The organism is Mastigocoleus sp. MO_188.B34, from assembly GCF_030065675.1.
Taxonomy (GTDB): Bacteria; Cyanobacteriota; Cyanobacteriia; order Cyanobacteriales; family Nostocaceae; genus Mastigocoleus.
In genome coordinates, this window is the sequence record NZ_JASJDK010000023.1 from 1 (window position 1) to 12,241 (window position 12,241).

Genomic DNA, 12,241 nt, shown 5'->3' on the forward strand with positions numbered 1-12,241 from the left:
GAGGACAAATCTACTATTATCTTTCTCAGAATAAGTAGGAGCTTGAAAAATAGATATATACTTCACTCCCCCAAAGCACTACTTAATTTTACAAATCGATTAAATTGTAATAAATTAAAAAAACAAAGCGCGATCGCTGATTATATATTTACTCTTTAGGAATTACTGATGTAGAATCGCTATTGCGAACAGTGAAACTACCGTCGGAGTTTTCAGTAATCGTAGTATCGCCGTTAGGATCTTGAATAACAACAGGTTTACCATTAGAATCTCGCCCAACAATAGTATCATTCACTCGTAAAATGACATCCCCATTAGCAGGTGTGCTTGATGAATCATTGTTAGCTGTAGCAGGAGTGGTATCACTAGTCGCTGTATTTGCGTTATTAGAGGCTGTGTTTGTATTATTAGCGGCTGTATTTGTATTGCTAGTTCCTCTACTTGTATTGCTAGCTCTTCTAGTATTACTTGAAGTAGAACCACTGCAAGAAACTAACATTACAGATATAAATATTGCAACAAATAATTTACTCATTATTTTACAAAAAACAATAGGATTGAGAATCTACAACCCCAGGTATAGTACAGGATTTAACTTGACAATGACATAAGTTCACATCCTTTTAATATGAAAAACAAATATCTTATCAGAAAAAATAAAAAAATAGCGCATTATAATTGTTGAACAGTGCTATAGTTTCGTTCCCTAAATAATTAATATTTTTATAGTTAATTCATCTATTAAAAAAAATCAAAACTAAAATCCTTGTAATACGACTATAATATCAGAACCATTCGCAGCAATTTGATTGAGTACGTTACCATTATCCTGGTAGGGAAGATAAACAAAACTACCTGAAGATGCATTTATTTGATTAACAACTTTATTCCTATCTCCGGATTCAAAATTAACTATATTAATAGCAGAGAAACTTCCATTATTATGTAAACTTATAGAGTTAGCTGCTTCTAAACCTCCATGAATTATTCTTTGCTCTAAGACCTTTAAATTACTCAAATAAATATTTGTATTCGATTCTAGTTTTTTAATCTTTATCATTGGCTTATTTCCTTTAATTTAATTGAATAATGCAGTAAAAATTGCAATTTTTTAGCATCACAAGATAATTTTTATTTATCGGTATCTTTTTATTAAAATTTATAAGTTACTGTCTCGAACATTAATTCAGACAGTAACTCTAATATTTTCTAACGATTTACCAAATAGACTGATGCTGGCTAAGGAGTCTGACCGTCATAAATCATTATACTAATGTTAGAACCAACATTAGCGATTTGAGGTTTGTCAAGATTACCACCATGAAATATATTCTGTGACACGTGTCCTCCTGTTTGAACACCTTCTTTGATTAAAGTTTCTGTTTTTCTATGAAATTTTGTTTTTGTACCACCGAATAAATTTGGAAATGAAAAACCAAATAAGCCACCATTAATAGATTCTTGATCTAACACATCTAGTTCATTCAAATCATTTACAGGTGCTAATTGAGAAATTTGAAGTGCAGACATTAATTTAAACCTCTTTAATCCAATTGAGTCAAATATATAAATGCTTTGTTTCACAAATAAGCTAGTGAAAAAGCAAACCTCTGATACTTATTAATATCTAGTTATTCTCATAATAAGTCAATAATAAAATCTCTATTTTTAGGACATAATATTCCTTTTTATGTCTTGATTTTATTGACTATTTTTTAATTCTTGCGCATTAGTATAAAATAACCAATAGATAAACCTAATAAATTGGGAAACCAAACTCCCCAAAATATTGAAATTGATTCTGAAATACTTAAAGTTGTACTCACAAATTGAGCACAGCAATAAACTACAATAACAATTGCTGCAACAGTAAAGCTGTTATATTTTGCTTTTCTTTTTGAGTTTATTCCCAAAGCTGAACCAAGTAAGGTAAATATCATACAAGAAACTGGTGCAGCATACCTTTGTTGGATACTAATTTCGATTTCACGAACTTTTTTAGTATTTGCGGTATCTCTCACAAGTGCTAATCTGCGATATAGTTCAATAATATTCATCTCACGATGATCGCGATCGTCGCTAACATAATCAAAAACTTTTCTGCCTAAATTTAAGGGTAATTGTTCGAATTTACGAGTACTAATATATTCACCCTCAGAATTTAATATATTCAAAATACCAGAAAATAATTGCCATTTTTGTTGTTTTTTGTCCCACTGTGCTGAACGAGCAAGTATTATTTGTCTGAGTTGTTTATTTTTGAATTTAAGTAAGGTAATTTCGAGCATTTTTTTACCATCAAAACGCTCAGCGAAAAATAGTATTTTTAAATGTTTACGATTTTCTTCAGTTTCAAATTCCTGATAGATAATTTCCTTTTTGTTATATTTAGCTAGTTGAGTCCGATCTACATTTAATTCCCACTCTAAATTTATCGCTGCTTCGTAATTTGCAGGAGGAACAATCACTTCCTGAATAGTAAACATAAACATCATTGCAACACAGGCGATCACCAACGAAGGAATGATGAGACGATACAAGCTAATTCCAATACTTTTTAGAGCAATTATTTCATTTTTATTAGATAACTTCTGATAAACAAGAAGATTAGAGATTAATAAAGTAAATGGTAGGACAATACAAATAAAAGCCGGTAGTTTTAACCAATGGGTATATACTGCGATCGCAGTAGATAAATCTTCCTCAATTGCAAATTTGATTTCTTCAAAAGATATACCTACCACCTCTGCAACAATAGAGCAAATAACGACACTGAAAAGGAATTTTGGAATTAGCTCTTTAATAATGTATCGGTCTAAAAGAGTAATTCTAAAGCTAATCTTAAAATTAATCTTAAAATTAATTCTAAAAAGCAAATCTACGAGTCTCTTTATCATAAAAAATTGGCTTTGAGAAAGAAAAATATACTTCACTTTCTCAAAGCAATATTTAATTTTACGAATCAATTAAATTGTGAAAATATCAAAAATCAAGAATTGCTGTTAGGACAGTCAAGGGGAGAAAGGATTGCTAGTAAATATAGTTGTACCACCAGAACCATTAGTAACAGTGAAAGTACCGTCAGGATTTTCAGTAAGGGTAGTATCACCGTTAGGATCTTCAAGAATAACAGGCTTACCATTAGAATCTGGCCCAATAAGAGCGCCATTCACTTGAAGAACGGCATCCCCATTAGCAGGTTGTACGGATGAGCCATCATTAGTTACAACTTGATTGCTACTACTGACTGTATTTGTACTGCGAGTAGTTCTTTTACTATTACTTGAAGTGCCACCGCTACAAGAAGCTAGGATTATAGATATAAATACTACTACAAATATTTTCCTCATGATGTCCATCGAAACAATAGAATTAAGAATATCAAAACTTTTGCTATAGCACATGGTTATAGTCATTGACTATAGAAATTTATGCTTTATTAGCATTTAAAGCAAAATATATCATAGTACAAAATCAGTAGAAAAAATAGGAATTACACATTTGAAAAAACAATTAATCGCCAATGCAAAAAAATCATTTGCTCTGAGAGATGGATTCTTCTAAGATATGGTTGTGAAATTCTTTTGTGCGATCGAACTTAAATTTAAATTAATCCCTCTCTTACAGCTTTCGCTGCTGCTTGAACGCGATCGTCCACACTTAATTTATTAAGAATATTCCGCACATAAGATTTAACTGTTCCCAAAGAAAGATATAGTTGCTTGGAAATTTCTGGGTTTGACATTCCTTCACTAATCAGTTGTAGTACTTCTCGTTCGCGAACGCTTAATACAGGAGCTAGAGGATCATCATTCGCAGGTTTTGGTGAAGGAGTAACTGTTGATTTGAGCATAATAGCTACTTTATAAGCAATTTGGGGGTCGAGGTAAGTTCCACCACCTTGAATTAAGCGTATAACTGCTAGCAACTGAGGCCATTCAATTGTTTTGAGACAGTAACCATCAGCTCCAGCTGCAAGCATTGCAATTACTTGACTATCTTCACCAAAAGCACTTAAGGCTATAACCCGAGGAGGATTAGCCCCATTTTTAATCTCCTGGGTGGCTGTGATACCATCAACTATCGGCATATCAATATCCATCAGCACCACATCTGGGTTGATTTGAGTGGTTAATTGAATCGCTTCTTGTCCATTCTTGGCTTCCCCGACAACTTCAAACTCTTTTTCTAAGCTAAATTGTCCTTTTAAACCCAGACGTATAAGATTATGATCCTCTGCAAGGAGAACGCGAATAGGTGAATTTTCTATCACTTCAGACATGTTGTTTCTTCTTGTTTTTGTTTTGAATCCAACCTGGATCGCACTTCTTGTACTGGTAGAGTGAAACAAAACCTAGTTCCTTTACCAACCTTACTTTCGACCCGAATTGTTCCTTTATGAGCTTCTACGATTTGACGACAGAGGTAAAGTCCTAAACCTGCTTTCCCTCTTCGACCTCGTCCCTGAACAAAGCGATAAAATAATTTGTCTTTGTCGCGATCGGGTATTCCAGGACCTTCGTCATGAACGCAGATCTCAACTTGTTGGGAATTAATCGCTTTGACTTCAAGACATACTCTTTTACCCGGTTCGCTCACCTGCACTGCATTATCAAGTAGATTTTGTAATACTCGTCTGATTTCGACGATATCGCCATAAACTACTGGTAATGATGGTGGAATTTTTTGCAATAGCTGACATTTATTCTTAGTTACGGCGTGATTTGAAGAGATAACACGACCAAATATTTTCTCCCAGTTTAATGGTTCTCGATTGAGAATTTGGCTCAGTCCAGCTTCGTAACGGCTAATATCCAATAGAGTTTCAAGAAGTTTAAGTAAATCGTTATTCGCTAAGCGGTATTCTTTTAATAACTCTTTTAAGGTATCGTTTACGGGACCAAATGCTCCTCCCAGTATTGCATCTAGCGTACTGCGATTTGCTAGGAGCGGAGTACGTAAATCGTGAGATAATGTGCCAATTAAATCTTCTAAGTGTTGGTTGCGTTGTTGAATGCGTTCCTGACGACTACCAATATCTCTAGCCATAGCATTGAGTACTTCAGTCAGTCTACCGATTTCGTCCGGAGATAAATAGTTGAATTGAGCATCTAATTGTCCTGCTCCCCAGGATTGACCGATCTCGGTTAACTGTTTTAAAGGAAATTCAATTCTTCGACGCATCAGTAAGATATTTATTCCTACCCCTGCTAAAACCACAATAATATTGAATCCACTTAAACCAATATCAATTTGGTTCAGTAGATTTAACCTTTGCTCGTGTTCTTCCAAAAGTTTTTTTTCATGATCGAGTATACTCCTAACAGAGACTTTTAAAGGTTCCACAGAGTCTTGCTTAACTAAATCATTCAAACTTAAAGAACCATCGAGGACTTTTTGAGTTAATTGAACTTGCCAACGAGCGTAAAAGGTTCTAATCTCATCTATTTGTTTAATCTGCAAGGAATCTTCTTGCACTAACTCTGACAAACTAGCTATGCTATTGCGAAATTTATCTTCTCCTATGCGATAACTTTTCAAGTTAGAATTATCGCGATTCATGGCATAATCTCTTAGGGCAATTTTCTCTTCTAAAATTGCTCCTAGTAGATGTTCTCCTTCACGTTTTACTTCTTGACGGCGATTGACTAAATCGACATTTTCTTGTTCAGAAGCTTCTACCATAAAACTTAGAGCTTCCTGTCCGAGTAATAGGACTGTTAGTATTGCAAGACTGGTGTAGAGTGGAGCAAATAAGTGATTTTTAAGGAAAGGCAGCTTAAACTTAAAAGAAGGTAACATGATTACTGACTAAGATAATAAAAATCATAAATATACTTGGGTATATTTAATATCTTCCCAAGAAAAGGGAACTAAAATACCAAATTTGTGCAAATTAAAAATATTTAAAAAACCAGATTGGAGCTGATTATTGATAAACCTACATCATTGGCGAATGCGAAAAAAATATACTTAAGAAATATATTTAACAGATAAGTTCAAACTTTTTGCTTAAGTATGAGATAATTTTAAGCCCCATTCATTTTTTAGAACTAGAAGCTCTATTTTCTCTCCACACAGTTAACCACCAACCCAATAAAAGACAAACTCCAGTAGCTAGTACGCTCCAAAACAAAGAAGATGCAATGGGATGAACTGGATATTTAAAATTAATTGTTGGTGCAATGGGTTTATCGATATGTTGGGTGATGATTCCTGAAGCGATCGCACCACCACCCAAACCAATACCAACTATTTGTACTGTTTTTTCTAAGGAGCGGTCGCGTCTAGTTTGTTCGATTTCAACAGTTCCGCGAATAGATTCGATTAGTTGCTCAAATATATTTTGACCGGAAGTCAGATAAGCTAGGTCTGTATTAATTTGTTCAAGAAAGGTATCTAGTATTTACAAGGCTTTGAGAACAATATTTGCAGATTCTCTTTCAACGTAGAAATTAGGGTTTGATACAGTTACTGATAGTTTAGACCAAAAAAATACTGTATAACGCTTTAGAGCGATCAGCCACGCGGCTGCGCCGAACGCTAATTTTTACTAATTTTAATTAGCTGGTAAAACTAAACTACCAATTCTAAGCCGAACTAATCCACAAATATTTATTTATCATTAAAACCTCCGTAGAGACGTTTCATGAAACGTCTCTACAAAGTGTTATTTAACTTACTTTTGCACATACTCTACAGACCGATCGCCACTAACCTCCAACTGATGCAAACCAGCCAAATATTCCGCCAAAGGATTGAGAACAAAACTAATTAAATCTTTCTTCTCACCACTACTACGAATCAAATTCAGGTGATGTTCCAGATGATTTAAGCGACTTTCCGCATCATTTCCACCCAAAGCATTTAACGCAGTTTCCCGTGTAATCGGTTCTGGCTTATCATTCTGTCTGAAACATTCCCAAGCAATAGTTTTCGCATCTTGATGAATGTTATGATTATCCGATTGATTCTCAACCACATTGTCATTGAACTCGTTGAGATATGACAGCATCAACTCAAAATTCATAGAATCCTGTTCATTTAAGTTCGCGACCCTAAGAATTTTCAGCGCCGGTGCATGTATATTTTTATCTGCTTCAAGTTGAGTTATTTCTAGTTTCCGAGCTTGTTTGAGTTGTTTCTGAGAAGGAATAATATTCTTCCGAACCCATGCACTCATAATTCGACGTCGAGATTTAAACAAACTAAACAGGAGTAAATCCCGAGAACGCACATATGCACCACCAATTTGCTTGGGAAGTCGAAACTCGTAGCGTTGCAAAAACTTGTTGATTTTCAGTAAAGATAAAGGACTTAACCAGTAAATAATAAACCACAAAGATAAGAAGAAGAAAAGATAAGAGGATGAACCTAAAATAAAAGGATGGGAAAGCAACCATTTCCAAAAGAGGTCATTTCTTTTTTCTTGGAGAAATAACAAAGGCTTTTGCAAACTATATATGGAGCGATTAGAGAAATTATTTGCAGGTTCTTGAATTATTCTTGCAGCCTTATTTAAGTGGGGAACAACTCGATTTAATTCCGATAGAGATATGCGATTGTTCACCGCTTTATCCCTAATAATGGATGCAATCTTCTCCACCGCAGCAGCACCATTGGAACGAACAACTACATTTTCATCTTCGAGTAGTTGAACTAGTTGTGGTAGAATCGGTGTAGCTGATTCGCCAATTTTTCCCACAAGATCTGCTGCACTCGAACGGATGATAACATCCGGGTCTTGAAGCATTGGAATCAGTAGAGATAAAGCTGGTGCAGCTTGTTTTCCCATACCCCTCAAACCATTAACAGCACTGTAGCGTACGATTAAATCCTTATCTTTCAGAAGTTCAATTAGTTGAGGAACACTTTTTGCTGCTGACTCTCCGATTCCTCCTAACCCAATAGCAGCACTGGAACGAACATATGAATTTTTGTCTTTGAGAAGCGGAATTAATTGGGGTACACCTTGTTTTGCTTGGACTTCAAATTTTCCCAAAGTACTAGCAGCAGTTCCACGCACACCTGAATCTGTATCCTTGAGAAGTTTAATTAATTGAGGAATACTTTGCGCTGCTGAATCTCCAATTTTTCCTACAGCATTAGCAGCACTGGAACGAACCTTGGGATCTTTATCTTTGAAAAGTTTAATTAACTCTGCAATTGCAGGTTTAGCTTCTTTCCCGATTTCTCCCAAGGTTTCAGCAGCGTTAGAACGAACGTAAGGATCGGAATCTTGAAGTAATTTAGTTAATGGTATTACAGCCTTTCGAGCTTTTTCTCTAAATTCTCCTAAAGTATCAGCAGCACTAGAACGAACATCTCCATCGGAGTCTTGAAGCAGTTCGATTAACTGAGAAATTGCAGGTGCAGCTTTTTCTCCTATTTCTCCTAAAGCGATCGCAGCACCATAACGCAATATAATGTCTTCATCTTTGAGCAGTGTAATCAACTGAGGGACGCTTGGTGCAGCCTTTTCACCAATTTTTCCTAAGGTACTTGCAGCACTGTAACGTACCATCACATCCCAATCTTTCAGAAGCTTAATTAATTCTGGAACAGCAGGTGCAGCTTGTTCTCCGAGTCTTCCCAATATTTCAGCTGCACCACCCCGTATTTTTGCATCCTTATCCTTAAGGAGATTGATAAATATTGATGCGGTATCTAAATTTTTTGATTTTAGTCGCCAATTTTTATCTCTAAGTAAAATAATTGCTCTACGACGTACCTGTGAACTTGGATTTTTTAAAGCTTTAATTAAAGTATCTACAACGCGATCGCTAATAGTATGAATTATATTTTTTAGTTCTAATCTAACTTGTGAATTATTTTCTTTTAAAATAGTATCTACTACTTGGGGAACAGCATCTTTCCCAATTTTTTTTAATGTTTTAAGACTTTTTTCTCGTTCGGTTTTATTATCTGTATTTAATTTTTCAACCAAATTAATAATTTCTATCTCTTGGGGGTTTTTTGCCAAAGTATTTTCAGCAGAGAATAATAATATAATAAATATGAAGACTAAAGCACCAATAAAGTTTATACTCAAATAAATCCTCGTAACAAAATCTTTCCAAGTGTTTTTAATCATCAACATTACCCTGTATATCCATTATTCCCATAGTAATTAAAATACATTAATAATTAAACGTTTTTTGATACTTATTACGGATAAAATAAATACTTAAGCTAAATATTTTGTTCAACGATTAAATTTACGACAACCTTTAATTATTGTAGAGTGGATTACCAATTTTATTAGTAACCCACCCAGTATTTTATTGATTATCTAGATGAAAATTATTTGTTACCAGAACCAGCAATAAATCCTAAACTCTAAACTTCAACATGTTTAATAGGATAATACTCATCTTTGTTATAAATGCTGATAATGCTTTCACCAACTTCAAAAAATATTCCTTCTTTCTCTGCTGAAGAAAATTGTAAGTCTGGATATTTAGTGGCTAATTCACTTGCAGTTAAAGCTGCAGTTCTCATTCCTTTTGGTAACACTCCAGTGGAACCTACGTGTAATACTAAAGGAGAAATTTTATCTCGGTAAATCTTTTCTGCGTAATCTTTCAATTGAGTTTGTACTTTTTTCATTGCAACAAGCATTTCCTGCTTATCAATTGATTTCCCTTGATTTCTTTTTTGTAGCAACCGCATCAAATCCTTAGCACCAACTTTGGAAAGAATAGCAATAGTTTTACCGTTATCCTCTATTCCTATAAAGTCATCAAAAATTGGTTTCATGAAATCATCTACTTTTGTAATTTTCATCCGAGATGATAGATATTTTTGACGACATGCGATATTTTTTTCAAACAGAATATCAAAAGTAGGTTTATTCAAAACTTCCCCAGTTTCTGTATTGTAAACTTGATATCTTCTTTCCAGGAATTTATTTGCAGAATGCAATTTAAACAAATTGAGAATTTCTTTGCTACCAATATCAATTCTCTGACTATTGCGAATATCTAAAACCTCGAAAGATTTCGTTTTAGGAAAATTAAGATACAGGTTGGGAGAAATATAATTTTTTTGCAGTTCTGTTAACTGTTCTGGGACAAAAGTATCCAGATTATTTTTTAAACAAGCAGAAATAATACTAGAAATCACTTTGATTTCTGCTAAGCGCTGGAATAAACCATCAATTTTACGCTTTTTCTGCTTTAAAGGGACTATTGGTAAACCACCTAAGTTGATAGTATACTCACTATGAAAGTCAAATGTTGTCGCAGGTAAATCATCTTTTTCTAATACACCCTTTTTTTGCAGTAAATCAAAGAGCTTTTTACTACTAATTTTGACTTGTAGTGATCTAACATTTACTTGCCCATCTTTCACAATAGTATAGTTATTGAAAGTTTTCAGATCGTTTAATAGCAAACCTGCAACTTCGAGCGTGATCGCTTCATCCTCTGCTTTAATTAGATGAACTCTCTGTTCTAGCAAAATATTAATAGTAGCTGTATTATGGTTAATGACAAATTTTCCCATATCAACATAATCGCTATTATCAATGGGTTTTGTTTTTAACCAAGGTTCAATTAAATTACCATCTTTACCTCGATAACCGATAAACCGCTTCACAGTTTGTCTACAATAATCTTCTCGTAATTTAGTTATATTGAGAATAATGCATTGGCGATATTTTTCTAAAATTTCCATCACCTCAATAACTGAGGTTTGAAGAGATTTGTCTCGATTTTTTATGATTCTATTCCCTGGAATTTGATTTTCTGGAACTTGGTTTTTTACAACCTGATTTTTTACAACTTGATTTTTGACCAAGTCAGTAACCACATTTTTTGATGAATTCTTAACCATAACAATCCCTACCCAGTCGGAGTCTGAAGTAATTTGTACTATTTGGTGTTGTAATATTTAGTTTTTAAAGCTTTGTCTTCAGTTGTGAAACGGCTGAAAAATATGATTAATTCTCACAACTATAATTCATGATTTCATCAATAACTTATGGGAAATAATTCATGAGAAATAACTTATGAGTAAAAATTAAGTTGCAACCTTCCTCACTCTGCTAGTTTATTTCTACATCCCTACAAAAGTGACTTATCTTGTATGAGAACAGATATCACAAACAAAAAATATGCAGGGAGGGGTACAGGAGCAAAAAACAAAACTCCACTTTTTCTTACACCCCCATCTCAAGCTCATAACTATATAGTACAAAAATACTATCAAGGTGTCAAGTAGTTATTCTCTACAGGGTCTAACGAGAAAATAGGTGTAAAAAGCATCTCACTCCTAAATCCTAACTCCTGACTCCTGATTCCTGACTCCTGTAGAGACGCGACATGTCGCGTCTCTACGATTCCTAACTCCTGACTCCTGATTCCTAACTCCTGACTCCTGACTTACCCCTAAGACTGCAAATCCCTAATATTAACCTGTACCCGTTCGTAGAGTGGTTGGTTATTTTGTTTTTCAAATAAATTCGCAGCTTGCTGTAAATCCTTAATCGCTTTTTGTTTCTCTCCCTTCACCCCGTAAGCATTACCTCGATTGTTGTAAGCAGCAGCAAAATTCGGGTTGAGACGCACAGCTTGATTGTAATCTTCTATAGCTTTACTTGTTGCCCCCAAAGCCGCATGTGCATTTCCACGGTTATTGTAAGCAACTGCATAAGTCGGATTTATTTTGATCGCTTTAGTGTAATCTTCAATCGCTTCTTTTCTATTTCCTTGGGACGCTCGAGTGTTACCTCGGTTATTGTAAGCTTCTGCATACTTCGGATTAAGTTTAATCGCTGTGGTATAGTCCCTGAAAGCTTTTTGATTATCTCCTTGAGCAGCATAAGCATTTCCTCGATTATTAAATGCTTCTGCATCATACGGATTGATACGAATTGCTGAACTATAGTCTGCGATCGCTTCTTTTTTGTTACCCAAATCAAAATTGGTAAGTCCCCGACTATTGTAGACTGCACCATAATCAGGTTGAAGTTTAATTGCATCATTATAAGAGGCGATCGCGCCCTTTAAGTCTCCTCTAACGTGCTTATACTTACCTTGAATGTATAATTCCATTGCGCTACCGGGTCGAACCCTATAACTTGGAGGTTTATTTAGTTCGATTTCGGTTACTAAAACGTCCTCAGTTTTGCTACAACAAACAACAGTACTAGCAGCAAATAATATTGATGCAGCTAGGCTAAATATTTTCCCACAATAAATTAATTTATACCCTGAATAATATAATTTCATTTTAAATA

The 12,241-nt window shown here is 34.5% G+C and carries 11 protein-coding genes; all 11 read right to left on the reverse strand.

The window, feature by feature from the left end:
• Nucleotides 1-148: 148 nt before the first annotated feature.
• The 11 genes from QNJ50_RS08430 to QNJ50_RS08480 all read right to left on the reverse strand — a co-directional run bounded on the left by QNJ50_RS08430 (nt 149) and on the right by QNJ50_RS08480 (nt 12,233).
• A complete protein-coding gene (locus QNJ50_RS08430; RefSeq protein ID WP_300634033.1) occupies nt 149-535 on the reverse strand; it encodes a hypothetical protein in 387 nt (128 codons plus the stop codon).
• Nucleotides 536-757: 222 nt separating this feature from the next.
• Nucleotides 758-1,060, reverse strand: coding sequence for a hypothetical protein (locus QNJ50_RS08435; protein ID WP_300634035.1), 303 nt, complete (start codon nt 1,058-1,060; stop codon nt 758-760).
• Between the two features lie 179 nt (nt 1,061-1,239).
• Complete coding sequence (locus tag QNJ50_RS08440) at nt 1,240-1,530, reverse strand: hypothetical protein (protein WP_300634038.1); 291 nt, start codon at nt 1,528-1,530, stop codon at nt 1,240-1,242.
• Between the two features lie 185 nt (nt 1,531-1,715).
• Nucleotides 1,716-2,897, reverse strand: a complete 1,182-nt coding sequence (locus QNJ50_RS08445) for an LptF/LptG family permease (RefSeq protein ID WP_300634040.1) — start codon at nt 2,895-2,897, stop codon at nt 1,716-1,718.
• Nucleotides 2,898-3,011: 114 nt separating this feature from the next.
• The gene (locus QNJ50_RS08450) at nt 3,012-3,416 is read right to left on the reverse strand and encodes a hypothetical protein (protein WP_300634043.1); all 405 of its coding nucleotides are present in this window, start codon (nt 3,414-3,416) and stop codon (nt 3,012-3,014) included.
• A 188-nt stretch (nt 3,417-3,604) separates the two neighbouring features.
• Nucleotides 3,605-4,282, reverse strand: coding sequence for a response regulator transcription factor (locus QNJ50_RS08455; protein ID WP_300634045.1), 678 nt, complete (start codon nt 4,280-4,282; stop codon nt 3,605-3,607).
• Complete coding sequence (locus tag QNJ50_RS08460; protein ID WP_300634047.1) at nt 4,270-5,802, reverse strand: ATP-binding protein; 1,533 nt, start codon at nt 5,800-5,802, stop codon at nt 4,270-4,272. Before QNJ50_RS08460 ends, QNJ50_RS08455 begins: the two co-directional genes overlap by 13 nt.
• Before the next feature lie 238 nt (nt 5,803-6,040).
• The gene (locus QNJ50_RS08465; protein WP_300634050.1) at nt 6,041-6,241 is read right to left on the reverse strand and encodes a hypothetical protein; all 201 of its coding nucleotides are present in this window, start codon (nt 6,239-6,241) and stop codon (nt 6,041-6,043) included.
• Between the two features lie 438 nt (nt 6,242-6,679).
• Complete coding sequence (locus QNJ50_RS08470) at nt 6,680-9,094, reverse strand: sister chromatid cohesion protein PDS5 (RefSeq protein ID WP_300634052.1); 2,415 nt, start codon at nt 9,092-9,094, stop codon at nt 6,680-6,682.
• Between the two features lie 245 nt (nt 9,095-9,339).
• Complete coding sequence (locus tag QNJ50_RS08475; protein ID WP_300634055.1) at nt 9,340-10,836, reverse strand: hypothetical protein; 1,497 nt, start codon at nt 10,834-10,836, stop codon at nt 9,340-9,342.
• A gap of 554 nt (nt 10,837-11,390) precedes the next feature.
• Complete coding sequence (locus tag QNJ50_RS08480) at nt 11,391-12,233, reverse strand: tetratricopeptide repeat protein (protein ID WP_300634056.1); 843 nt, start codon at nt 12,231-12,233, stop codon at nt 11,391-11,393.
• Between the last annotated feature and the right edge of the window lie 8 nt (nt 12,234-12,241).